Origin of the sequence: Novosphingobium sp. MD-1 (assembly GCF_001014975.1) — a bacterium.
GTDB lineage: Bacteria > Pseudomonadota > Alphaproteobacteria > Sphingomonadales > Sphingomonadaceae > Novosphingobium.
Genome location: NZ_BBXA01000026.1, coordinates 220,201 through 243,855, shown reverse-complemented (window position 1 = coordinate 243,855; position 23,655 = coordinate 220,201). Strand labels below are relative to the sequence as shown.

The following is a 23,655-nucleotide window of genomic DNA, read 5'->3' as shown; positions in this document are numbered from 1 at the left end:
CGGCCCCACGCCCAACGGCCCGGACATCAAGGGCGAAACGCTGACCATCGCCGGTGCGGCCTGCACGGGCGGCGCGCGGCTGCGCATCGCCGGACGATCGGGCGCGGGCAAGACCCGGCTGGTCGAAACGCTCGCCGGCCTGCGCGACGATGCCCCGCAGACCATGGCAATCGACGGCATACCGTTGACCGCCATCGCCCCCGAAAGCCGCCGCCCGCTGTTCGCGCTCGCCGCGCAGGACGCGCCGCTGATCGCCGGCTCCATTGCCGACAATCTGCGCCTTGCCGCGCCCGGCCTCGACGAAGCGCGCATGTGGGACGCGCTGCGCGTCGCCTGTGCCGACGACGTGGTGCGCGCGCTGCCCGAAGGGCTGGACCAGTGGCTGGGCGGCGATGGCGCGCGGCTTTCGGGCGGCCAGCGCCGCCGCATCGCGCTCGCCCGCGCGCTGCTGGCCGGCCGGCCCTGGCTGGTGCTCGACGAACCGAGCGAGGGACTGGATGCGGAAACCGAGGCGCTGCTCGTCGTGCGCCTGCGCGACTGGCTCGATACGAGCGGCAGCGGCCTGATCCTCGTCAGCCACCGCCCGGCGATGGCCGCACTGGCGGAGCAGACCGTTCCGCTCGGCTGAGCCTCAGGCGCGCGGCGCGCGCAGGCCGGCAATCAGGATGTCAACCATAGCGCGTGCCGCCGCCCCGCCACCGTTATCACGCTCATTATCGCAGTCGTCATCGCGGCCGAGGCTGGCGACCCCGCCCAGCGCGCGCAGCAGATCGAACGGATCGCCATCGAACCGCATCTCGCCCGCGTTCACCGCCCGGCCGATCAGCGCGACCATCGCCTCGCGCATCACGGCGCCCGATGCCGCATAGAGCTGGCCTGGGCCGGCCGGCATCGCGTTGAGCAGGTCGGTCATGCCCTGCTTGGTCGCCATGTAGTCCACGAAGGCCAGCATCCAGGAGCGCAGCGCCGGCAGCGGTGGCAGTTCGGCGGCCAAGCGCCGCGCCGCTTCGCCAAGCTGGTCGGTCTCGTTGCGATAGACCGCCTCGATCAACGCATCGCGGGTGGGGAAATGGCGATAGAGCGTGCCGATTCCCACCCCCGCCGTGCGGGCGATCGCCTCCAGGCTCGCGTCGGCGCCCTTCGCCGCGAAGACCGCCTTGGCCGCATCCAGCAGCCGCGCGCGATTGCGGGCCGCATCGGCACGCGGCCGCCGGCCGGCTTCGGCACCGGAAACTTTTTCGACCGTCGCCACACGACGCCCCTTGATAAACGGAGGATGCCTCCGTATTAAAGCGGAGGAACCCTCCCTTTCATATACCCTCAACCGGCGGCAGGCAATGGGCCTTCTGGCGGCGGGAGCGGTGCGCCCCAGACAGGAGTCCCTTTCATGTCCCAGACCTTCGGAGCCACATCCACCACCGACGACGTGCTGGCCGGCATCGATCTTTCCGGCAAGCGCGTGCTGGTCACCGGCGTTTCCGCCGGCCTCGGCGTCGAAACCGCGCGCGCCCTGGCCGCGCATGGCGCGCAGGTGGTGGGCGCCGTGCGCGATCTCGCCAAGGCCGAAGCCGCGACCGCCGTGGTGCGCGAACAGGCCGCCAACGGTGGCGGGCTCGACCTGATCGAGCTCGATCTGGCCTCGCTCGCCAGCGTCCGCGCCGCGGCCGACGCGCTCGTCGCCGATGGACGGCCGTTCGACCTCGTCATCGCCAACGCCGGCGTCATGGCCACGCCGTTGGGCAAGACGGCGGATGGCTTCGAGACCCAGTTCGGCACCAACCACCTTGGCCATTTCGTCTTCGTCAACCGCATCGCCGGGCTGATCGCGCCGGGTGGCCGGTTCGTCGCCGTCGCCTCGTCGGGCCACCGCTTCTCCGACGTCGATCTGGACGATCCCAACTTCGATCGCACGCCGTATACGCCCTTCGAAGCCTATGGCCGCTCGAAGACCGCGAACGTGCTGTTCGCGGTGGAATTCGACCGCCGCCACCGGGATCGCGGCGTGCGCGCCACCGCGCTGCATCCGGGCGGCATCAACACCGAACTGGGCCGCCATATGGGCCAGGACGCGCTCGATGCGCTGGTGGAACAGATCAACGCCGATCTGGCGACGGAAGGAAAGCCGCCCTTCGCCTGGAAGACCATTCCGCAGGGCGCGGCGACCTCGGTCTGGGCCGGCATGGTCGCCAGTGCGGACGAGGTCGGCGGGCGCTATTGCGAGAACTGCCACGTTTCCGAAGTGACCGACGGACTCATCAGCCCGGTGTCCGAAGGCGTGCGTTCCTACGCGCTCGATCCGGACAACGCCCGCGCGCTCTGGGCGAAGAGCGAGGAAATGGTCGGCGAACGGTTCTGAAGCCGAAGGTGGCGCGGGGCTTCTCTCCCGCGCCGCCGCGCTATCCGACGAGCGCGTGGAACAGCAGGTAAAGCCCGCCCGAGAGCAGGATCGAGGCCGGCAGCGTCAGTACCCAGGCCATCAGCAGGTTGCGGATCGTGCCCATCTGCAGGCCCGACCGGTTGGCCGCCATCGTGCCCGCCACGCCGGAGGAGAGGACGTGCGTGGTCGAAACCGGCAGGCCCAGCATGTCCGCGCCGGCGATCGTGCCCATGGCCACGAGTTCGGCCGAGGCACCCTGCGCATAGGTCAGGTGCGATTTGCCGATCTTTTCGCCCACCGTCACCACGATGCGCTTCCAGCCGACCATGGTGCCCAGCCCGAGCGCCACGGCGACAGCCACTTTCACCCAGGTCGGGATGAAGCGGGTGCCAGCGTCGAGCGAGCCCTTGTAGGCGGTCAGCGCCTTGGTGCTCGCTTCGGGCAGCGCGGCCTTCTTGTCCTTGCCCAGCCAGCGGATCGCCTCCGAAGCAAGGTACATGTCGTTGCGGATGTTGCCCACGGCAGCGGCCGGCACCTTGGCCAGCGAACCGTATTCGCTGACCTGCGTGTCGACATCGCGGATCAGCACGCCCAGCGCCGGCAGCGTGGCGGGCGTGAACTTGCGATCAGCGATGTAACGCGTGATGGCCTCGCGGGCCTGTGCGGGCGTGGTCCCGGAAGCGGCGGGCGCACCCAGCACGCCGGCGGCGGCCAGGGTATTGGCATGGAACTCCGCCATGTAGCGATCGGGCACCGCGCGGTTCAGCGCATAGGCGGTGGGCACCGTGCCGATCAGGATCAGCATGATCAAGCCCATGCCCTTCTGCCCGTCGTTCGAGCCGTGCGCGAAGCTGACGCCGGTGCAGGTGAAGATCAGCAGCCCGCGAATCCACCACGGCGGCGGCACGCCGTCCTTCGGTTCGGCATAGAGCGCGCGGTTGCGCACCAGCACTTTCATCGCCAGCAGCAGCAGCGCGGCCACGCCGAAGCCGATCAGCGGAGACAGCAGCAGCGCCTGCCCGATTTCGGTCGCCTTGCCCCAGTCCACGCCCGAGGTGCCGCTCTTGCCATGCAGCAGCGCGTTGGCGACGCCGACGCCGATGATCGAGCCGATCAACGTGTGCGAGCTGGACGAAGGCAGGCCGAACCACCACGTCGCGAGGTTCCACACGATCGCCGCGATCAGCAGCGCGAACACCATCGCGAAACCGGCGTTGGACCCCACCTTGAGGATCAGTTCCACCGGCAGGAGCGAAACGATGCCGAAGGCGACCGCGCCGGAAGACAGCAGCACGCCCAGGAAATTGAAGAAGCCGGACCACACCACCGCCGCGTGCGCGGGCATGGCGTTGGTGTAGATCACCGTCGCCACCGCGTTCGCGGTATCGTGGAAGCCGTTCACGAATTCGAAGCCCAGCGCGATCAGCAGGGCCACGAACAGCAGCACGAACGGCAGGTAGGTCGTCGGCTGCACGCCCGAGGCCGCGGCGTCGGAATAGATGCTCCAGGCGACATAGGCGACGGCCGCAGCGATCGCGCCGACGAAGGCGATCATCCCCACCCGGCCCAGGCCGCGGTCAAGATCGGGCCGCCCGGCCGGCTTGGAACCGCCGACGCCGGAAGCGGCGCCGGACATGGTAATCGATGCGTTCATGAAACCCGAATCTGTGGCCCTGAGCATTCTTGCTCAGACTTGCCGTAGGCGCGCCACATGACACTTTTGTTTCAATGTTACAGCGCCCCCGCCGCGCGGAGACCCGATCGTCACCGGTCAGGTGTCGGGCTGCTCGCCGTGCCGCGTCAGTTCGTCGCCTGCCAGCGTGACCACGTGCAGCAGGTTGGTCGCGCCCGGCGTGCCGAAGGGAACGCCGGCCAGCGTCACCAGCCTGGCACCGGCCGTGCCGAAGCCGTGGCGCAGCGCCATGCGCTTGCCCTTGGCGATCATCTCCTCGAAGCTGCCGATGTCGCGCGTGGTCACGGCGTGCGCGCCCCACAGCAGGCCTAGCTTGCGCGCGGTCTTCACCGACGGCGTCAGCACCAGCATCGGCACCGCCGGCCGCTCGCGCGCGACGCGGCGCGCGGTCGATCCCGATCCCGTGAACACGATGATGCCCGAGATCGGCAGCGTATCGGCAATGCTGGCGCAGGCTTGCGACAGGGCGTCTGCCGTCGTCGGATCGGGCAGGGTCTCGATGAAATGGACGCGCGCGGCATAGCCGCGATCGGCTTCCACTTGCGCGGCGATGCGGTGCATGATCGTCACCGCTTCCTCCGGCCAGGCGCCGGCGGCGGTTTCGGCCGAGAGCATCACCGCGTCCGCGCCGTCATAGACCGCGTTGGCCACGTCGGAAACTTCGGCGCGCGTCGGCGTCGGGGTTTCGATCATCGATTCGAGCATCTGCGTGGCGACAACCACCGGCTTGCCCTGCCGCCGCGCGAATTCGACGATGCGCTTCTGCAGCGGCGGCACTTCCTCGGGGTTCAGCTCCACGCCCAGATCGCCGCGCGCCACCATGATGCCGTCGGAGAGTTCGATGATCTCCTCCAGCCGCGAAATCGCCGCCGGCTTCTCGATCTTGGCCATCAGCGAACCGTATCCGCCCATCAGGCGACGCGCCTCGGCCACGTCCTCGGGCCGCTGCACGAACGACAGCGCGATCCAGTCCGCGCCATGCTCCACCGCGAAGGCCAGATCGCGGCGGTCCTTGTCGGTCAGCGCCGGCACCGGCACCACCGCATCGGGCACGTTCACGCCCTTGCGGTCGGAAATCACCCCGCCGACCTCGGCCGAACACAGGATCGCGTCCTTGTCCGCGCGGATCACGCGCAACCTCAGCTTGCCGTCGTCGATCAGCAGGCGCTGGCCTTTTTCGAGGATGCCGAACAGTTCGGGATGCGGCAGGCAGACGCGCGTCTCGTCGCCCGGTTCGGGATTGCGGTCCAGCGTGAAGTGGCCCGAATGGCGGATCACCGCGCGGCCTTCGCGGAACGTGCCCACGCGCAGCTTCGGCCCCTGCAGGTCGCACAGGATCGTGATCGGCCGGTTGACCTTCTTTTCCAGCGCGCGGATCGAGGCGATCGTTTCGGCGTGGGTGGCGTGATCGCCATGGCTCATGTTGACGCGGAAGGCGTCGGCGCCGGCACGGAACAGCTTTTCGAGCATCTCGGGCGCGCGGCTGGCCGGGCCTACCGTCGCCAGAATCTTCACCTTGCGGCCCCGGGGATCATGTTTCGCCACGCGTGGCTCCCTAGCTTTTGCGGCCCTTACGGAAAGCGCCTCTTCAATGGCCCCGGCCTATGGCCTATGCGACGGGAAAACCCAAGGGAATGATTGCCATGGATACGAATGCGACACCCGGTGCCGGCGATACCCCCGCCGACGCGCTCGATACCCTGCCCGATGCGGTGGCCGCCGCCGCGTTCCGCCGTCTGGTGCGCCACCTGCGCCACCGCCACGATGCGCAGAACATCGATCTGATGGGCCTGGCGGGCTTCTGCCGCAACTGCCTGGCCGACTGGATCAACGAGGCCGGCGCCGGACTGGACAAGGCCGCCGCGCGCGAAGCGATCCACGGCCTGCCCGCCGCCGAATGGAAGGCCCGCTTCCAGACCGAAGCGACGCCCGAACAGCTGGCGCGCATGGAGGAAAGCATGAAGAAGAACGCCGGACACTGACGATCCGCCGATAGTTCCGCCGCCAGCGGAGAGGATTTCCACAGCCGCCGCTTTGCGCGAACCGGCGCGCCCGCTATCAGCGCGGCCGACCGATTCACCATAACCTTTTCGGAGTTTCCCGATGGCCGAAGCCGCCGATGATCGCCTGCGCCTCCTGATCGAGCGCATCGAACGCCTTGAAGAAGAAAAGAAGGGCATCGGCGACGACATCAAGGATGTCTACAACGAAGCCAAGGCCGTGGGCTACGACGCCAAGATCATGCGCCAGATCGTCCGCCTGCGGAAGATGAAGCCCGACGACCGCCGCGAGATGGAAATGGTTCTCGAAACCTACAAGACCGCGCTGGGCCTGGGCTGACCCCGAACCGACGCGGAACCACCGCGCGCGCAAACACCGACAACAGCGGGAATTCCGGGGGCGGTTGCTATCGCCCCCCCGCGCGGTGTAAGGCGCGCGCAACCGGGGCGCCGAGGATGCCGGAAGCTCCGCAACTCGCAGACTTCCGAAGGTTCCCATGGCAGGCCATTCCAAATTCAAGAACATCATGCACCGCAAGGGCGCGCAGGACAAGAAGCGCTCTGCCCAGTTCTCCAAGCTCAGCCGCGAAATCACCGTCGCGGCCAAGATGGGCATGCCCGATCCGGACATGAACCCGCGCCTGCGCGCCGCGGTCAACGCCGCCAAGGCGCAGTCGATGCCCAAGGACAACATCCAGCGCGCGATCGACAAGGCCAGCAAGGGCGATGCCGAGAACTACGAGGAAATCCGCTATGAAGGCTACGGCCCCGGCGGCGTCGCGCTGATCGTCGAGGCGCTGACCGACAACCGCAACCGCACCGCCACCAACGTCCGCACCGCCTTCGCCAAGAACGGCGGCAACCTGGGCGCCAGCGGCGCGGTCAGCCACGGCTTCGAACGGCTCGGCCTGATCGAATACCCCGGCAAGGCCGGTGACGAGGAAAAGGTGCTCGAAGCCGCGATCGAGGCCGGCGCCGACGATGTCGAAAGCGACGAGGAATCGCATTCGATCTGGGTTGCGGTGGAAAACCTCCACGAAGTGGCGCGCGAGCTGGAAAAGACGCTGGGCGAAGCCGAAGGCGTGAAGCTGGCATGGCGGCCCAACCTCAAGACCGAGGTTTCCGCCGACGACGCCGCCACGCTGCTCAAGCTGATCGACGTGCTGGACGACGACGACGACGTACAGACCGTGTGGGGCAACTACGAAATCCCCGACGAAGTAATGGAAAAGCTTGGGTAATGGAAAAGCTGGCCTGAGGCCTCCCCCCTCCCGCCTGCGGGAGGGGTCGGGGGTGGGCCTTGCGGGGCGCGGCGCCGGACCTTCCCACCCATTGGCCTCCCGTCTGCGGAAGGGGCAGGAATGATCATCCTCGGCATCGATCCCGGCCTCACCTGCACCGGCTGGGGCGTGGTGGCCAAGGCGGGCAGCCGGCTGAGCCACATCGCCAACGGCCAGATCCGCACCGATGCCAAGGCCAGCTTGGCCGAACGGCTGGTGGAGCTGGACGCCGCGCTGACCGATGTGATCCTGGCCCACCGCCCCGATACCGGCGCGGTCGAGGAAGTCTTCGTCAACGTGAACCCGCAATCGACGCTGAAGCTGGGGCAAGCACGCGGCGTCGCCATGCTTTCGGTGGCGCGCGCGGGCATTCCGGTGGCGGAATACCCCACCAAGGTGATCAAGAAAGCGCTGGTCGGCACCGGCGGCGCGGAAAAGCTGCAGGTTCAGGCGATGCTGAAAGTGCTGCTCCCCGGCGTGAAACTGGCCGGCGAGGACGCGGCGGACGCGCTCGCCGTGGCGATCACCCACGCCAACATGCTGGGCAGCCACCGGTAAACGCCCGTCAGGCTGCCCTTGCGGACGCGACGAGGTTGCGGAGTTTGGGCACGCAAAACCCCGCTCGTCCTGAGCCCGTCGAAGGACCCGCGATACGGTTGATATTGAGGCGGTTTACCGCGCGCGGCCAGCACGGAGCGCGTCCTTCGACAGGCTCAGGACGAGCGGACATAGGGGATTGCTCGCGAACCGCATCCCTCCCCGAATACCCCTACCGCCGCTTCGCCTTGCCCTTCTGCCGGATCAGCCGCAGGTAGGTATCGGCCACCGCCTGGTTGATGCGGTCCCAGCTGAACTCCAGGCTGCGCGCCTCGCCCGCTGCGCCGTGGCGCGCGCGCAGGTCGGCGTCCTCGACATAGGCGCGCAGGGCCTCGGCGAACTGGCGCACCGCGCCGGGGGCGATCAGCCGGCCGGAAACGCCGTCGTCGACCAGGCTCTGGCTGCCCGTGGCCGCCGCCGCGACCACCGGCACGCCGCAGGCCATCGCCTCCAGCGTGACGTTGCCGAATGTCTCGGTGATGGACGGGTTGAACAGCACGTCCATGCTGGCGACCGCGCGGCCAAGGTCCGCGCCGCCCTGGAAGCCGGTGAACACGGCTTGCGGCAACCGTTCGGTGAACCAGTCGTGCGCCGGCCCTTCTCCTACCACCATCACCCGGTGCGCCACGCCGCGCCGGGCAAGCTGGTCGATCGAATCCGAAAAGACGTCCAGCCCCTTTTCCATGACCAGGCGGCCGAGGAAGCCGATCACCACCTCGTCATCGGCGATGCCCAGGCTTTGCCGCCAGGCGGTATCGCGGCGGCCAGGATGGAAGACATCGCGGTCCACCCCGCGCGACCAGATGTCGATGTCGTAGTTCATGCGCTGCGCGCGCAGCACTTGCGCCATCGATTCGGACGGCGCGACCAGCGCATCGCAACGGCGATAGAAACGGCGCAGCACGGCCTCGAGCACCGGTTCCAGGAACGCCATGTTGTAATAGCGGGGGTAGGTCTCGAACCGGGTGTGGACCGAGGCGAGGATCGGCAGGCGGTGCCGGCGCGCCCAGCTGACCGCGCGGTGGCCGGCGATGTCGGGCGAGGAAACGTGGACCACATGCGGCGCGAACGTGGCCAGATCGCGCCGCACACGCGGGCTGAGCGCGATTGGCAGGCGGTATTCCGCGCGGCCGGGAATGGCGATGGAAGGCACCCCGACCAGCTTACCCTTGGACGGGAACGCGGGGTTGGCCACCTTGGGCGCATAGACGCGCACTTGCGCGCCCTGGCGCTGGAGATAGCCGACCAGCCGGTTCAGCGCCTGGTTGGCGCCATCGCGGACATAGTTGTAGTTGCCGCTGAACAGCGCCACGCGCAGCCCTTGGGTCGTGGCGGGCAAGGACCCAGTATCGGTGGAGTCGACCATCGCGTCCCCTTAGCCGCCCCTTTCGTGCTTGGCGAGTACACGAAAGGTAGCGGCCGAGGCAAACCGCGGTGCCTTTACCAGCCGCGGCGGTATCCGTGGTGCCAGCCGCCGTGCCAGCCCCAGCCGCCGCGATAGACCACCACGGGCGGCGGGGGCGGCGGCGCGTAATAGTAGCTGCGCGGATAGACCGGATAGGCGGGATAGACCGGCGCCGGATAGGCCGGATACGCCGGGTAGTCGGCATAATAGCCGCGATCATAGTAGCGGTCGCGGTGGTTCGACGCGATGGCCGCGCCGACCGCCAGGCCGACGATGCCGCCCGCGATCGCCGCGCCCGTGCTGTCGCCACCACGATGGCCATAATAGGGGCCGCCGTAGTAGGGGCGTGCCTGGGCCGGAGCCGCGGCCGCCAGCGCGGTGGCCGCCAGCGTCATCGCAACGATGCCTTTCTTGAGATGGTTCACGACTGTTCTCCTCATCCGCCGTGTCGGTCCCTGGCACGGACTGTTGCCTTTTCATCTGCCCGGCTCGCGCTGAACGGAGCCTGAAAAATCCCGTCACACGGCGTTATCGGGGCACGATCCGTCGCAAAACGGGACGGGGTCGCCCCCGTCCCGTCCCCCCGGATCAGTTGCCGTAGGGATAGCCACGCGGATCGCCGCGATAGCCGTCCCGGTAGTCGCCACCGTAGCCGTTGTTGTAACCCTGGTTGTTGTAACCCTGGTTGTTGTAGCCGTCGCGCCCGTAGTAGCCGTTGTCGTTGTACCCGCGGCGGGCGTAGTAGCCCTCGTCATCGCAGGGCCGGCCGTTCTGGTCATAGCGACGACCGTCACGGTCCCAGTAGTATCCGTCGCGCCAGGTCCAGCCGCGATCGCGGTAGCGGTCGTGCTTGTTGCTGTTGGCGCTCGAGGCGATCAGCGCGCCGATGGCGATGCCGACGATCCCGCCGACGATCGCGGCGCCGGTGGCGTCCCCACCACCGCGATGATAACCGCCGCCATAGCCGCCGCCGTAATAGGGCCGGGCCGAGGCCGGCGCGACGCTGGCAAACGTGGTGGCGGCCAGCGCGGTGGCGAGGATCGCCTTCTTCGCGAATTGCATCATGAGCGTTCTCCCGGAACGGTCCCTGGAAAGCCCCGTGCCTTCCCCGATGTGCCGCCGTGAGAAGCGGTCTAGGCGATTCGCGCTGAACGAAACCGGAAAGGAACTGGCAGCTTTTGTTCAGGTTCATTCCGGGTTTGATGAACAAATATGCGACCTCGGGGAGCGGCGGAAACTGTGTGCGTTTTGGCGGTACGGGTTGCGTTGCCGCAAATAATTCGCCCTACTTCAACACGCTGACGCGGGTCCGCCAATGGCGCACGCTCGCTGATACGGGGGCAAAGACGCATGGGCAGAATCGATTTGGCGGGTGTTTCGGCCATGGCGGCCGTGCTGCTGGCGCAACCCGCCGCAGCCGGCGAAACGCCGCTGTATCAACCTTCGCCCGCCTGGATTCACCCGGTTTCGCTGCCCGCCACGCTGGCCAGCGACAGTGCGTTCGCGCCGCTTTACGATTGGCAGGTGCGGATCGCCGATGGCCGGGTGTGGAGCTATTTCGACATCACGGTCAAGATGACCAACGCCGAAACGATCGCCAGCAACTCCACGCTCGCGCTGCCGTGGCTGCCGGACAAGGGCGATCTCATCGTTCACGAAGTAGCGATCATCCGCAACGGCGCGACGATCGATCTGCTCAAGGACGGCAAGCGGTTCGACGTCCTGCGGCGTGAACAGCAGCTGGAACAGCGCCAGATCACCGGTCTCCTGACCGCCACGATGGAGCCTGAGGGCCTCCAGATCGGCGATACCCTGCACGTGCGCGCGTCCGTTACCACGCTGGACAAGGCGCTGGGCGATCGCGCGCAGTGGCAGGCGCCGCTGATCGCGCTGCCCGCCAAAACCAGCGGCGCGACGATGGCGTTGAGCTTCCCGTCCAAACGGCCGCCGCACTGGCAGATCGTGGGCGCCACCCCGCAAACCACCACGGTCACGCGCGATGGCTTCACCACCGTATCCGTGGCGCTGCCCACGCCGAAGAAGCCGGAAATGCCCGGAGACGCGCCCCTGCGCTTCCGCCAGCCGGCCTTCATCGAAGCGTCCGATTTCGCGTCTTGGCGCGAAGTCTCGAAAGTGATGAGCCCGCTGTTCGCCACCGAAGGCACGATCGAGAAGGACGGTGCGCTGGCGGCGGAAATCGAAACGATCCGCAAGGCGAGCGCCGACCCGCTGACCCAGGCCGCCCTGGCGCTGCGCAGCGTGCAGGACAAGATCCGCTATGTCGCCGTCCAGATGAACGGCGGCAACTACGTTCCGCAGGCACCGGAGCGGACATGGTCGATCCGGTATGGCGATTGCAAGGCCAAGACGCTGCTGCTGCTGGCCATGCTGCGCGCGCTGCAGATCGATGCCGAACCGGTACTGGCCAGCGCGACGATGGACGATCTGGTGCCACAGCACCTGCCTTCGGCGGGGGCGTTCGACCATGTGTTCGTGCGCGCGCGGATCGGCGGACGGTCGGTCTGGCTGGATGGGACCGACACGGGCACGCGCCTGCCCGATCTCGGCGATACGCCCACGATGCGGCAGGTGTTGCCGCTGCGCGCCGACGGGGCGGAGCTGGAAGCGATCCAGCGAACCGCGCCCGCGCGTCCTACGGTCGATATCACGCTGGACATCGATGAAAGCACCAGCACCGATTTGCCCTCGCTGACGCAGATCAACGCCGTCTTCCGGGGCGGCGCGGCCACGCTGATGAATACGGCCAGGGAACAATTGGCCGAGAAGGAACACGAACAGTTCCTCGCAACGATGCTGCAGCGGCTGCTCGGAGAGGGCCAGTTCGCCGATCTGGCGGCAAAGCCCGATCCAGACCTTGGAACGGTCGCCGTGTCCGGCAAGGCCGTGTTCACCACGCCGTGGACCACCGAGGACCACTTGCGCAAGCGGCAGGTTGCGCGCCTGACCGGTGACCAGGAATTCAGCCCGGACCGCGCTCGCACGTCCTGGGCGAATATCCCCGTAACGACCGGCACCCCTGATCGCATGCACTACAAGGCCCGCATCCGTCTACCGGAAGATGGCCGGGGCCTGACGGTCGAAGGCGCACGCCATCTCGATACCGAGGTAGCCGGGCGACACCTGCAGCGCAGCCTCTCGCTGGAGGGCGCCGTGCTGACCCTGGACGAAACGATGACCATGGCCGGCACCGAAGTGGCGCCCTCCGCCGTCGCCGGCGAACGGGATCGGGCGGCCGCGGTCAACGCGCAGGCGCCAAGGCTGATCGCGCCGCTCGATACACGGCGGCGCTGGCAACTGACCGAAGCGGCAACCCGCGCCTCGTCCCAGATCACCGGTATCAACGCCATCTATGAACGCGCGATCGCAACCGCCGAGGCGGACGATACGCTGCCGTGGAGCAACCGCGCGAACTATCGCAAGGGCATCGGCGACCGGAAGGGCGCCATCGCCGATCTTTCGCACGTGATCGCCACGCACCCGTCGGTGGACGAGTACCTCGTGCGCGCCGACCTCTACGACACCATCGGCGATTATGCCTCCGCCGAGAAGGATGCCGATGCGGCACGGGCGATCGATCCGTCATCGCTCCCGGCGATCGGCCGGCTCGCCTACTATGCGGCGAAGCAGGGCAAGGTGGACAGCGCGCTGGCCCTGCTCGATGAAAAGATCGCGCTCGGCGGCCAGACGCGCTTCGACTACCAGCTCTCGCGCGCGCAGATTCTCGGCGAGTTCGGCGATCCGGCGGCAGCGATCGGGCAATATGATGCGCTGATCACGCAGAAACCGGGCAAGCCCAGCCTGCTGAACGGGCGCTGCTGGACCAAGGCGCTGCGGCAGGTGCAGATCAACACCGCGCTGAAGGATTGCACCAGCGCCATCGAGCTGAGCGACGACACCTCCGAAATCCTCGACAGCCGCGCGGTCGTCTGGCTGCGGCTTGGCAAGTTCACCGAGGCGCTGGCGGATATCGACGCCGCGCTGGTCCAGTCGCCCGGCCTGGCGCAGAGCCGTTACATCCGCAGCCTGATCCTGCGGCATCTGGACCGCGGCGCCGAAGCCGACAGCGAACGCGAACAGGCCCTGCGCATCCTGCCCATGGTCGAGAAGGAATACCGGCGCTACGCGTTGTAGGGGAGCGCCCGATAGCCCATGAAAAAGGCGGCGGGACCGATGCCCCGCCGCCTTTTTCGTGTTCCGATGGCCGGGAAGCCGAGGCTTACGCCGCTTCCTTCTTCCGGCTGGCCTTCTTGCGCTCGTTCGGATCGAGGATCGCCTTGCGCAGACGGATCGTCTTCGGCGTCACTTCGACCATTTCGTCGTCGTCGATATAGGCGATGGCCTGTTCCAGCGTCATGATCTTGGGCGGGGTCAGGCGGATCGCATCGTCCTTGCCGGTCGAGCGGAAGTTGGTGAGCTGCTTGGACTTCATCGGGTTGACTTCGAGATCTTCCGGCTTGGCGTTCTCGCCGATGATCATGCCTTCGTAGATCTTGTCCTGCGGCCGCACGAACAGGATGCCGCGATCCTCAAGGCTGTTGAGCGCATAGCCCACTGCCTCGCCGGTGCCGTTGGAGATCAGCACGCCGTTCAGCCGCCCCTCGATCGGCCCCTTGTGCGGGCCGTACTTCTCGAACAGCCGGTTCATGATGCCGGTGCCGCGCGTATCGGACAGGAATTCGCCGTGATAGCCGATCAGGCCGCGCGACGGGGCGGAGAAGATGATGCGGGTCTTGCCCACGCCCGAAGGCTTCATCTCGGTCAGTTCGGCCTTGCGGCGCTGCATCTTCTCGACGACCGTGCCCGAGAATTCGTCGTCCACGTCGATCACGACCGTTTCGTAAGGCTCGGTGCGCGCGCCCGTCTCGTCGGTATCGAACAGCACGCGCGGGCGGCTGATGCCGAGCTCGAAGCCTTCGCGGCGCATCGTCTCGATCAGCACGCCCAGCTGGAGTTCGCCGCGCCCGGCCACTTCGAAGCTGTCCTTGTCGGCGCTTTCGGTCACGCGGATGGCGACGTTGGTTTCCGCTTCGCGCAGCAGGCGGTCGCGGATCATGCGGCTGGTCACCTTGTCGCCCTCGCGGCCCGCGAAGGGGCTGTCGTTGACGGCGAAGCGCATCGCCAGCGTCGGCGGATCGATCGGCTGCGCGGTGATCGGCGTGCTCACCGAAGGATCGGCGATGGTGTTGGCCACGGTGGCCTTTTCCAGCCCCGCAAGCGCGATGATGTCGCCCGCGCGGGCTTCGTCCACCGGCACGCGGTCCAGCCCGTTGAACGACAGCAGCTTGGAGGCGCGGCCGACTTCGATCACCTTGCCTTCGGCATCCAGCGCGTGGATCGGCTGGTTGACCTTGATCGTGCCCGACTGGACGCGGCCGGTCAGCACGCGGCCCATGAAGTTATCGCGATCGAGCAGCGTCGCCAGGAACGAGAACGGGCCGTCCACGTCCAGGGTCGGCGCGGGCACGTGGGACACGATCTTTTCGAACAGCGGCTCCAGCGTGCCTTCGCGGGCGGCTTCGTCCTCGCTGGCGTAACCGTTGCGGCCCGAGGCGTAAAGCACCGGGAATTCGAGCTGTTCGTCGTTGGCGTCGAGGCTGACGAACAGGTCGAACACCTCGTCCAGCACTTCCTGCGCGCGGCCGTCGGGACGGTCGATCTTGTTGACCACCACGATCGGCTTGAGGCCGAGCGCCAGCGCCTTGCCGGTGACGAACTTGGTCTGCGGCATCGCGCCTTCCGAGCTGTCGACCAGCAGGATCACGCCATCGACCATCGACAGGATGCGTTCCACCTCGCCGCCGAAGTCGGCGTGGCCGGGGGTATCGACGATGTTGATGCGGATCGTTTCGCCCGACTGGGGCGACGTCCATTCGACCGAGGTGCACTTGGCCAGAATGGTGATCCCGCGTTCCTTTTCGAGATCGTTGGAATCCATCGCGCGCTCTTCCACGCGCTGGTTGTCGCGGAACGTGCCGGACTGGCGGAAAAGCTGGTCGACCAGAGTGGTCTTGCCGTGGTCGACGTGGGCGATGATCGCGATATTGCGCAGGGCGGACATGATGGCGCTTTCGGTAAGGCGGATGTTCTGGGCTCGGACCCGCGCGCCGCAAAGGCGCGGGCCGGTTCGGGCGCGCGCTTAGCCGGAATTGTGCGTTGCGGCAAGGACAGTCTGGCATCGGGCTGGCCCGCAGCCCCGCTTCGCGCCCGCGGTCACCCCAGTTGTTACCGGTGTGCCACAGGCCCGGCAAGAGCCGTAGCGGGGCGGGAAAAACATCAAAATGCCGATTGTCTCGCGCCGTTCAGGCTCATATTGGTCCTTCCCAGAAGGGATGAGGGGTGTCGATTTCCCGTCGGAATGGACGGAAGGCTTTGTTCCGGGGCGTTTTTACCGCCATCCGGTTCCGGCTTCGGCCACGGGCCTCCACCGCGCCTTCTCCCGTTACCAGCTCAGCTACAGGATTGGTTGCCACATGAAATTTGCCGAACTCGCCCGCGCGGGCCTGCTCGTGGGGGTCTGCGGTTTCACGGTGACGGTGCCCGCCGTCGCTTTCGCGCAAACGCAGGCGATGCCGGAACAGGCCGCCGCCCCCGCCGCCGACGGGGAAGAAGCCCTGCCCGCGCCCGAGGAAGAGGCGAAGCCCGCCACCGACCGTGGAGAAGACACCACGCAGGGCAACGAGATCGTCGTCACCGCGACCAAGCGCGAACAGACGCTGCAGGACGTGCCTGTTGCCGTCACGGTCACCAGCGCGCAGACGCTCGAGCGCGCGCAGATCCGCGATCTCAAGGATCTCGCCAGCGTGGTGCCCTCGCTGCGCGTCAACCAGCAGCAAAGCTCGGCCAATACCAACTTCATCATCCGCGGCTTCGGCAACGGCGCCAACAACGCCGGGATCGAACCGTCGGTCGGCGTTTTCGTCGATGGCGTCTATCGCTCGCGCTCGGCCGCGCAGATCGGCGATTTTCCCGATGTGCAGCGGATCGAGGTGCTGCGCGGCCCGCAATCCACGCTTTTCGGCAAAAACGCTTCGGCGGGCGTCGTCTCGGTGGTCACGCAGGCGCCGCAGTTCAAGTTCGGCGGCAATCTGGAGGCAACCTACGGCAATTACGATGCCGTGGTGCTCAAGGGCGTGGTCACCGGCCCGGTGGCCGATAACGTCGCGGTCAGCCTGGCCGGCGGCTACAACAAGCGTGATGGCTACATCCACGATCTGGGCACCGGACACACCGTGAACGACCGCAACCGCTGGTTCGTGCGCGGGCAGACGCTGTGGGAAGCGAGCCCCGCCCTGCGCGTGCGGATCATCGGCGATTACAGCCGCATCAACGAGAACTGCTGCGCCGCGATCAATCTCCAGCCTTCGGCCGCCACCACGGCGATCCGCGCGCTGGGCGGCAAGGTCAACAACGCGGCGGACCGCTATGCCGACGTGACCTACAGCAATTTCGATTCGTCCAACGACATCCGCAACTGGGGTCTTTCGGCGCAGGCCGACTATGACCTTGGCCCGCTGACCTTCACCTCGATCACCGCCTATCGCCGCACGGACGCGCTGACCAACCAGGATTCGGACTTCACCAGCGCCGATCTCCTCGGCGAGAATTCGCAGGACCTGCGGATCAAGACCTTCACCCAGGAATTCCGCATCGCGACCAATATCGAAGGTCCGCTGAACTTCATGCTGGGCGGGTTCTATTTCAACGAGAAGATCGACCAGTCCAACCGCGTCGCCTATGGCTCGCAGTACCGCCCCTATGCCGATCTGCTGATCCGCTCGGGCACCGGCGGCGCGCTCAACGCATCGTCGCTCGAAGCGACGATCAGCGGGCTGACCGGCCAGAACTACGCCGGCCGCTTCTTCGGCGCGGGGCAGGGGCTGGACGAACGCTATCGCCTGAAGAACGAGGCGTTCTCGATCTTCGCGCAGGCCGATTTCAAGGTGCACGATCGCCTGACCATCACCGGCGGCATCAACTTCACCCGCGATACCAAGAATTTCTCCGCGCAGGTTTCGTCGAGCGACGTGTTCTCGGGCCTTTCGCTGGCGGGCATCGGCCAGACCGGGCTGACACAGCAGTACCTCGCCACGGCGGTGGGCACCGCGCTGGGCCTTGGCGCGGCGGCCAATGCCGCCCAGATCCAGGGCTTCGCCACGGCCCAGCCCGGCGTTTTCGGCGCGCTGCGCACGCAGGCGGCCGCCTTCGGCGCGGCCAATGCCAACATCACGCCCGCGCAGGCGGCGGCCAGCGGCAATCCCGGACTGGTCGGCAACCCGCTGCTCGCGCTCAAGAGCCTTCAGTTCCTGCCCCCGTTCCTGGGCGTGCCCAACGGGGTGGAGCCTGGCCGCACCAGCGACAGCAAGTTCACCTATACCGCGCGGATCGCCTACGATCTGACGCGGCAGATCAACTTCTACGCCAGCTTCGCCACCGGCTTCAAAGCCAGTTCGATCAACCTTTCGCGCGATAGCCGGCCCGCCGCCTCCGACGCGGTGGCGCTGGCCGCCGCCGGGCTGACTCAGGTCAACCAGACCTACGGCAGCCGCTTCGCCGGGCCGGAAAGCTCGACGGTGCTGGAATTGGGGCTCAAGGCCAACTGGGGGCTGGTGACGATGAACGTCGCCGCCTTCCGCCAGTCGATCAAGGGTTTCCAGTCCAACATCTTCACCGGCACCGGCTTCTACCTGTCGAACGCCGGCAAGGAGACGGTGCAGGGCTTCGAGTTCGAAGGCACCGCGCGCCCGGCGCGGGGCGTGCAGCTGTCGATGGCGGTGACCTACCTCGATCCCAAGTACGACAGCTTCGGCCTTTCGGCGGTGGGCGATCTTTCGGGCACGCGGCCGGCGGGCATCCCCTCGATCTCGGCCACCTGGGGCGCGCAGATCGACCACGCCTTCCCCAACGACGATCACCTGATCCTGCGCGGCGATTTCCATTACGAAGCGCAAGTGCAGATCCAGGAAGGCCTGCCCGGCTTCCTTTCGGGGGGCACCGACGCGGCGATCGCGGCGGCGCAGCCGTTCACGCGCGAGGTCAGCGAACTCAACGGCTCGCTCACCTGGGCGATGCACAACGGCATCGAGTTCTCGGTCTGGGGCCGCAACATCCTCAACCACCGCTGGCTGCTCAACATCTTCGATTCGGTGGCGCAGCCAGGCTCGATCTCGGGCTACGTCAACCAGCCGCGCACCTGGGGCGGCACGGTGCGCTACCGGTTCTGAAAGACCGCTCCACAATCGCGCCGAAGCGGAGGAGGAAAGGGAGGCTGCGGCCTCCCTTTTTCTTGCGGACCGCAGAAAATCGTGCCTTCCTCCGCATTACACGCCGCCAGCTTGTCAGAGCGGCCGAAGCAGGGGATTGTCCGATGGAATGGATGTTGATGCCGTACCGGCGCTATGCCGATTTTTCCGGCCGTTCGCGGCGCAAGGAATACTGGATGTTTATCCTGTTCACGGCCATCGTCTACGCAGTCGTTTTTTCACTCATGATGGCTGGCGGCTTCAGCTTTTCGCCCGATGGAACACCCTCGCGCGGGCCACTGTTCTGGCTGGGCGCGCTGCTTCTGGGGTTATTCGTACTCGGCAGCTTTATCCCATCGATAGCCGTGCAGGTCCGTCGCTTTCACGATCAGGACAAGTCCGGCTGGTTCGTGCTGCTGGCCTTCGTGCCTTACGTCGGCGGTTTGATCGTGCTGGTCTTCATGTGCATCGAAGGCACGCGCGGCCCCAACCGCTTCGGCCCCGATCCCAAGAATCCCAACCAGGCGGACGTCTTCGCCTAAAGCACGTCCACCGTGTCCCCGACCGCGATCGCGCCGGGGCCATCGGGAATGGCATTATGGCCGAAGACCGGCATCTTCTGCCAGACGCGGCCCATCGCCTTCAGCGTGCGCAGCGGTTCGGGGCCGGTGCTTTCGCCGGTCTCCACGTTCTGCGTGGTGATGACGCAGCGCGTGCAGGGCTTGACCACGCGCAGCGTCAGGCCGCCGATGCGCAGGCGCTGCCAGCCGTCCTCGGCAAAGGCCGCACCCGCGCCTTCCAGCACGATGTTCGGCCGGAAGCGGCCCATGTCCAGCGGCGCATCGAGCCGCGCGTTGAGCGCCGCGAGCGATTCGACCGTGGTGACCAGCAGCGGAAAGCCATCGGCGAAGCTGACCCGGTCGCCCGCCGCGCCATAATCCGGGTGGACCGGGCGCACCGTTTGCTCGGCCATGTGGACCAGCCGCACCGGGCGCCCGAACAGCGCGGAAAGCCATGCGGCGGCAGCGGGGCCGGCATCGTGGCCGATTACCTCGTCTCCCCACACGCGCACCGGCCGTTCGGGAGCGCCCGACAGCGGCACCGGCACGTCCAGTTCGCTTGCGGCATCGACGCCGGGCACGTGATGGCGCAGGCGCAGCCCGTGCTCGGTCGGCTGTGCCGAAACCAGCGCCATCGCCGGCAATTCGCGGCGGGTAAGGAAGCGGCCGTCCTCGCGCACCATCATCCAGCGCCGGTCGCCTTCCAGCCCGCGCGACGTGACCATGGCCCGCGTCATGGCCTCTCCGCCCATCGACTTGACCGGGTAGCGATGCAGGGAAACCACTTTCATTCCGCGCGCGTCCATATCCAGGTGCCCGAAATCGCCATGACTGCCGCCGGGATCAGCACCCAGGGCCAGCCGGCGGTCAACGCTGTGATGCCCACGCTGATCGCCATGGCCACCAGCGCCGCCTGCTTGGCCCGACGCGAGATGGCGCGGCGTTCACGCCACTGGCGCAGCGCGGGGCCGTATTTCGGGTGATCGAGCAGGCGCTGTTCCCACGCCGGATTGCCCTTGGCAAAGCAGAACGCGGCCAGCAGCAGGAACGGCACGGTCGGCAGCAGCGGCAGGAACGCTCCCACCGCCCCGATCGCGACGAAGGCAAGGCCGGCCCCCGTCCAGAGATGCCGGCTCAGCACGGCGCTATCCGGCCGCGATCCGCGCGGCGTGTTCGCGCACCAGCGCGATCATGTTGGGCACGCCCTGCGTCCGGTTGGAGGAAAGCTGGTTCTTCAGGTCGAATGGCGCCAGCCTGGCGGCGATGTCGGTCCCGGCGACGTCCTGCGCCGGCTGGTCCTGCACCGCGGCCAGCACCAGCGCAACGATGCCCTTGGTGATCGCCGCGTTGCTATCCGCCAGGAAATGCAGCTTTCCGGCCCCTTCATTCTCGATGGGATAGACCCAGACGCTGGCCGAACAGCCGCGCACCAGCGTGGCGTCGGTCTTGAGCGCGTCGGGCATCGGCTCCAGTTCGCGCCCCAGTTCGATCAGCAGGCGATAGCGTTCGTCGCCATCGAGAAACTCGTATTCTTCCAGAATGTCTTCAAGGCTGCGCATCAACTGTCTTGCCGTCCACGGTCCGTCTTGCGCGCCGGGATAGGCGCAGGACCGTTACAGGTCCACCCCGCTTGCGATGGCTTCCAGCTTGCGGATGCGCTCCTTGAGATCGGCCACTTCGATCAGGCCGACCGCCGGAATCTCGCCGTGGCGGTGCTGCAGCTCCAGCCGCTTGAACGCCAGCCAGCCGTTCCAGGCGCGCAGCAGCGCGGCGGCGACAATGACAAGGCCCACCAGCGCGGCGGCTGCGATCAGGGTGGGATCGGTGAACAGAGTCGTGTCCGGCATCTTGGTTCTCCGGTAGGGCGGGCGCCTTAGCGGTCGCGCAGCGCCTCGATCTCGCTGGCCAGACGGCGCGTATCGTGCGCCTGGCTGGTGCTGGCGTCGGTCACGATCCGCTCCAGCACTTCCAGCCGCTTGCGCAGGGTTTCCACCTCGCGCTCCAGTTCGGCGGTATAGGCGGCATCGGCGGGCGAGCCGGCGCGATACCCTTCGTTTTCATGCCAGCGGCGATGCATCCGCATCCGGGCAAAGGCGAGGATGGCGACGATGGCGACCATGGCGCTCCAGAAACTCACGGGCGTATTTCCTTGTACCTGCGGTTGAATACCTCAGTGGACTTCGGTTTCGCGCAGCGCCTCGATCCGCAGCGCGAGGTCCGTGCCGGAATCGGTGACGAGCCGTTCCAGGACGCGCACGCGCTGTTCCAGCCGCTCGTTGTGCGCGATGTATTGCGCGGTCTTTTCCGCCGTCTGGCGCGACAGCAGTTCCATTTCCCGTTCCTTGAACGCCAGGCGGCGCTTGTAGAGGTCCGAGACGATGCCGAGCGTGACGGGCAGGCCGATGACGATGCCCAGCGCGGCGAGAAAGACCGATGGCATCATGGCCGCAACTCCGGCCGGGCCAGGGCTTCGGCGGCCAGGATGCCAGCGCCGTCGGAACGAAGCGCCTCGATCTGCGCGGCCACGTCATAGCTCTTGTCGGTCACGATGCGTTCCAGCACGCGAACCCGCTCCTCCAGCGCCTTGACCTGCGCCGCGGTGGCGCCGTCGCCCTGCACCGCACCCGCTTCCACTTCACGGATGCGCAGTTCGGCCATGCGGCGCTTGTGGCGCGTGACGATGGCCACGATCGGGATGCTAAGCGCCACGATCGGTATCGAAATCGGATCGAACATCGGTCATTTTCCCCTCAACGCTGCCCCGGAATGACCGGATTTCAGCGCAATTTCTCGATCTCGGCCGAAAGGCGCGGATTGCTGCTGACATAGAAGCTTTCCACTTCGGCCAGCCGGCGGTCGATATCGCGGAACTGGGCGCGGACTTCGCGGGCGGTGCGCGCCGGCGACTGGCGGACACCCTGCCAGAACTTCTGCTCCTGCCGGTCGCCGTAAAGGTAGCCGGGCTTCTTTTCGGACAGGAAGCCGAGCGCCAGGTACACGAAGGGCAGGAAACCGAGGCCGCAGAACGTCAGCACCACGAAGCCCAGCCGGACCCACAGCACGTCCACGCCGGTGTAATCCGCGATGCCCGCGCAAACACCCATGAACTTCCCGTTAACCTTATCCCGGTAGAAGCGGGTTCGTGGACTATTCACTTCGACATCCCCTTCTTTTCGGCGAGCATGCGATCAAGCTCTCGCAGCTGCTGGTTGTCTGTTTCGCGATCGTGCTGAATGCGCGCGGGGCGGAATTCCGGATTGTCGGACGCTACCAGCCGCTCCACCGTATCCATCCGCTCGTCCAGGCGGCGCGCCAGCTGGTACAGTTCGTCCAGCAGCGCCTCGTCGCCCGTGGTCAGCGTGGCGGCGGTCTTCCAGCGGGTTATGTAGTGAAGGATGATCCAGGGTAACCCGACGAAGATTCCCAGGATCGCAACGAGCGGGATGAGCACCTCTTCCATGGATCAGTTGCCTTTCGCCAACGCGCGCTTCATCGCTTCGAGTTCCTCATCCACCTTGTCCTGCCCGGCCAGCGCGGCGATCTCGTCCGCAAGGCTCGGCGCCTTGCCATCGGCCAGGTTCAGCGCATCGGCACGGCCTTCGGCATAGTCGACGCGGCGTTCGAGCTGGTCGAACCGGGCAAGCGCCTCATCGACGCGCTCGTTGGTGAGCAGGCTGCGCAGGCGGACGCGGTTCTCGGCGCTTTCCAGCCGCGCGGCGATCGCCGTCTGGCGGCTGCGCGCTTCACGCAAACGGGTCTGGAGCTTCTCGATGTCCTGTTCGTAGGCGCGCATCGCATCGTCGAGGACGCCGATCTCGGCCTTGAGCTGTTCGGCCATGTCGGTCGCCTTGTTCTTCTCGACCAGGGCGGCGCGGGCCAGATCCTCGCGATCCTTGCTGAGCGCGAGCTGGGCCTTTTCCGACCAGTCGGCCTGGAGCCGTTCCAGCTTCCCGACGTGCCGCTGCATCTCCTTCTGATCGGCGATGGTGCGCGCGGCGGAAGCCCGCACTTCGACAAGCGTCTCCTCCATCTCCATGATGATCATCCGGATCATCTTGGCAGGATCGTCCGCCTTGTCCAGCAAGTCGTTGAAATTGGCAGCAATAATATCGCGCGTCCGCGAAAAAATGCCCATCAGGTTGACTCCGTTGGTGAAGATGGGACGCGATTGGCCATTCGCGTCCTGGAAACGGGTGTTGGCGCGCAGCGCATCCAGCTCCGCATCGAAGCGGGACGCGCGCGACCCTTCCGGTCGTACCGGGGTCAGGTCTTCGGTCACGCCAGTTCGCCGGTAATCGCGGCGCTGGAGGCCAGCACCTGCGGCGCGGCCTGAATCTGCTGGGTCAGTGCGAAGCAGTTGAGAGCCAGCATCGCGCCAATGCTGGCGAGCGCTGCGCGGCCGAGCTTGGTCGAAAAGAAGCGGGCGGTGTACATCTGCATTCTCCGTAAAAGCGTGGCCGAAGATACCGGGCCAGTGCGTTTG

General features: G+C 66.9%; 27 protein-coding genes. 9 read left to right on the top strand and 18 right to left on the bottom strand.

Going from position 1 to position 23,655, the window contains the following annotated elements:
* Positions 1–628 (top strand): ABC transporter ATP-binding protein (locus NMD1_RS09785; protein WP_147457741.1); only part of this gene is annotated, 628 nt, incomplete at its 5' end.
* 3 nt (positions 629–631) lie between these two features.
* Here the strand turns inward: NMD1_RS09785 and NMD1_RS09780 are convergent.
* A complete protein-coding gene (locus tag NMD1_RS09780; protein WP_125954558.1) occupies positions 632–1,252 on the bottom strand; it encodes a TetR/AcrR family transcriptional regulator in 621 nt (206 codons plus the stop codon).
* A gap of 135 nt (positions 1,253–1,387) precedes the next feature.
* Between NMD1_RS09780 and NMD1_RS09775 the strand changes: the two genes are divergently transcribed.
* Positions 1,388–2,356, top strand: coding sequence for an SDR family NAD(P)-dependent oxidoreductase (locus NMD1_RS09775; protein WP_125954557.1), 969 nt, complete (start codon positions 1,388–1,390; stop codon positions 2,354–2,356).
* 40 nt (positions 2,357–2,396) lie between these two features.
* Here NMD1_RS09775 and NMD1_RS09770 read toward each other — a convergent pair whose 3' ends face one another.
* Both NMD1_RS09770 and pyk read right to left on the bottom strand, forming a co-directional pair.
* Positions 2,397–4,013 carry an inorganic phosphate transporter gene (locus NMD1_RS09770; protein ID WP_125954582.1) on the bottom strand — a complete coding sequence of 539 codons (1,617 nt, stop codon included), beginning with the start codon at positions 4,011–4,013 and terminating at the stop codon, positions 2,397–2,399.
* A 135-nt stretch (positions 4,014–4,148) separates the two neighbouring features.
* Entirely contained in the window at positions 4,149–5,615 is a 1,467-nt protein-coding gene (gene pyk, locus NMD1_RS09765; RefSeq protein WP_125954556.1) for a pyruvate kinase, read from the bottom strand.
* A 98-nt stretch (positions 5,616–5,713) separates the two neighbouring features.
* Here pyk and NMD1_RS09760 point away from each other — a divergent pair, with 98 nt between their 5' ends.
* From NMD1_RS09760 to ruvC, 4 genes are all read left to right on the top strand, one after another.
* Positions 5,714–6,052, top strand: coding sequence for a DUF1244 domain-containing protein (locus NMD1_RS09760; RefSeq protein ID WP_125954555.1), 339 nt, complete (start codon positions 5,714–5,716; stop codon positions 6,050–6,052).
* Positions 6,053–6,173: 121 nt separating this feature from the next.
* Complete coding sequence (locus NMD1_RS09755) at positions 6,174–6,410, top strand: DUF2312 domain-containing protein (RefSeq protein WP_124809966.1); 237 nt, start codon at positions 6,174–6,176, stop codon at positions 6,408–6,410.
* Between the two features lie 157 nt (positions 6,411–6,567).
* Positions 6,568–7,311: a YebC/PmpR family DNA-binding transcriptional regulator gene (locus NMD1_RS09750; protein WP_124809967.1), complete on the top strand. Its 744-nt coding sequence runs from the start codon at positions 6,568–6,570 to the stop codon at positions 7,309–7,311.
* 120 nt (positions 7,312–7,431) lie between these two features.
* On the top strand, positions 7,432–7,908 hold the full coding sequence (gene ruvC / locus NMD1_RS09745) for a crossover junction endodeoxyribonuclease RuvC (protein ID WP_125954554.1): 477 nt from the start codon (positions 7,432–7,434) through the stop codon (positions 7,906–7,908).
* 211 nt (positions 7,909–8,119) lie between these two features.
* Here the strand turns inward: ruvC and NMD1_RS09740 are convergent, their stop codons facing one another.
* From NMD1_RS09740 to NMD1_RS09730, 3 genes are all read right to left on the bottom strand, one after another.
* A complete protein-coding gene (locus NMD1_RS09740) occupies positions 8,120–9,313 on the bottom strand; it encodes a glycosyltransferase family 1 protein (RefSeq protein WP_124809970.1) in 1,194 nt (397 codons plus the stop codon).
* Between the two features lie 74 nt (positions 9,314–9,387).
* Entirely contained in the window at positions 9,388–9,777 is a 390-nt protein-coding gene (locus NMD1_RS09735; protein WP_233497485.1) for a hypothetical protein, read from the bottom strand.
* Between the two features lie 163 nt (positions 9,778–9,940).
* Complete coding sequence (locus NMD1_RS09730; protein WP_233497483.1) at positions 9,941–10,417, bottom strand: hypothetical protein; 477 nt, start codon at positions 10,415–10,417, stop codon at positions 9,941–9,943.
* 285 nt (positions 10,418–10,702) lie between these two features.
* Between NMD1_RS09730 and NMD1_RS09725 the strand changes: the two genes are divergently transcribed.
* On the top strand, positions 10,703–13,504 hold the full coding sequence (locus tag NMD1_RS09725) for a DUF3857 domain-containing protein (protein ID WP_125954552.1): 2,802 nt from the start codon (positions 10,703–10,705) through the stop codon (positions 13,502–13,504).
* Positions 13,505–13,589: 85 nt separating this feature from the next.
* On the opposite strand, the gene typA is transcribed toward NMD1_RS09725, so the two are convergent.
* Entirely contained in the window at positions 13,590–15,431 is a 1,842-nt protein-coding gene (typA, locus tag NMD1_RS09720; RefSeq protein ID WP_125954551.1) for a translational GTPase TypA, read from the bottom strand.
* 412 nt (positions 15,432–15,843) lie between these two features.
* On the opposite strand from typA, the gene NMD1_RS09715 reads away from it, so the two are divergent.
* The gene (locus tag NMD1_RS09715; RefSeq protein ID WP_233497481.1) at positions 15,844–18,594 is read left to right on the top strand and encodes a TonB-dependent receptor; all 2,751 of its coding nucleotides are present in this window, start codon (positions 15,844–15,846) and stop codon (positions 18,592–18,594) included.
* Positions 18,595–18,737: 143 nt separating this feature from the next.
* On the top strand, positions 18,738–19,154 hold the full coding sequence (locus NMD1_RS09710; RefSeq protein ID WP_125954550.1) for a DUF805 domain-containing protein: 417 nt from the start codon (positions 18,738–18,740) through the stop codon (positions 19,152–19,154).
* Here the strand turns inward: NMD1_RS09710 and NMD1_RS09705 are convergent.
* Genes NMD1_RS09705 through NMD1_RS21360 form a run of 11 tightly spaced genes read right to left on the bottom strand, consistent with a single transcriptional unit; the run spans position 19,151 to position 23,606 of the window.
* Positions 19,151–19,963 (bottom strand): MOSC domain-containing protein, encoded by an 813-nt coding sequence (locus NMD1_RS09705; RefSeq protein ID WP_125954549.1) that lies wholly within the window; start codon positions 19,961–19,963, stop codon positions 19,151–19,153. The two genes, NMD1_RS09710 and NMD1_RS09705, sit on opposite strands and share 4 nt — an antisense overlap.
* Complete coding sequence (locus NMD1_RS09700) at positions 19,960–20,310, bottom strand: YbaN family protein (protein WP_125954578.1); 351 nt, start codon at positions 20,308–20,310, stop codon at positions 19,960–19,962. Before NMD1_RS09700 ends, NMD1_RS09705 begins: the two co-directional genes overlap by 4 nt.
* 7 nt (positions 20,311–20,317) lie before the next feature.
* A complete protein-coding gene (locus NMD1_RS09695; RefSeq protein ID WP_125954548.1) occupies positions 20,318–20,731 on the bottom strand; it encodes a SufE family protein in 414 nt (137 codons plus the stop codon).
* 54 nt (positions 20,732–20,785) lie between these two features.
* Positions 20,786–21,019, bottom strand: a complete 234-nt coding sequence (locus tag NMD1_RS09690) for a hypothetical protein (RefSeq protein WP_124809978.1) — start codon at positions 21,017–21,019, stop codon at positions 20,786–20,788.
* Positions 21,020–21,045: 26 nt separating this feature from the next.
* The gene (locus NMD1_RS09685) at positions 21,046–21,309 is read right to left on the bottom strand and encodes a hypothetical protein (protein ID WP_199558099.1); all 264 of its coding nucleotides are present in this window, start codon (positions 21,307–21,309) and stop codon (positions 21,046–21,048) included.
* A gap of 33 nt (positions 21,310–21,342) precedes the next feature.
* The gene (locus tag NMD1_RS09680; protein WP_190287275.1) at positions 21,343–21,615 is read right to left on the bottom strand and encodes a hypothetical protein; all 273 of its coding nucleotides are present in this window, start codon (positions 21,613–21,615) and stop codon (positions 21,343–21,345) included.
* The gene (locus tag NMD1_RS09675; protein ID WP_124809979.1) at positions 21,612–21,908 is read right to left on the bottom strand and encodes a hypothetical protein; all 297 of its coding nucleotides are present in this window, start codon (positions 21,906–21,908) and stop codon (positions 21,612–21,614) included. The genes NMD1_RS09680 and NMD1_RS09675 overlap by 4 nt, the downstream gene beginning before the upstream one ends.
* 41 nt (positions 21,909–21,949) lie before the next feature.
* Entirely contained in the window at positions 21,950–22,327 is a 378-nt protein-coding gene (pspC, locus tag NMD1_RS09670; protein WP_124809980.1) for an envelope stress response membrane protein PspC, read from the bottom strand.
* Positions 22,324–22,632 (bottom strand): envelope stress response membrane protein PspB, encoded by a 309-nt coding sequence (gene pspB, locus NMD1_RS09665; protein WP_124809981.1) that lies wholly within the window; start codon positions 22,630–22,632, stop codon positions 22,324–22,326. Before pspB ends, pspC begins: the two co-directional genes overlap by 4 nt.
* Before the next feature lie 3 nt (positions 22,633–22,635).
* Positions 22,636–23,451 carry a phage shock protein PspA gene (gene pspA / locus NMD1_RS09660; RefSeq protein ID WP_233497479.1) on the bottom strand — a complete coding sequence of 272 codons (816 nt, stop codon included), beginning with the start codon at positions 23,449–23,451 and terminating at the stop codon, positions 22,636–22,638.
* A complete protein-coding gene (locus tag NMD1_RS21360; protein ID WP_168196034.1) occupies positions 23,448–23,606 on the bottom strand; it encodes a hypothetical protein in 159 nt (52 codons plus the stop codon). Before NMD1_RS21360 ends, pspA begins: the two co-directional genes overlap by 4 nt.
* Between the last annotated feature and the right edge of the window lie 49 nt (positions 23,607–23,655).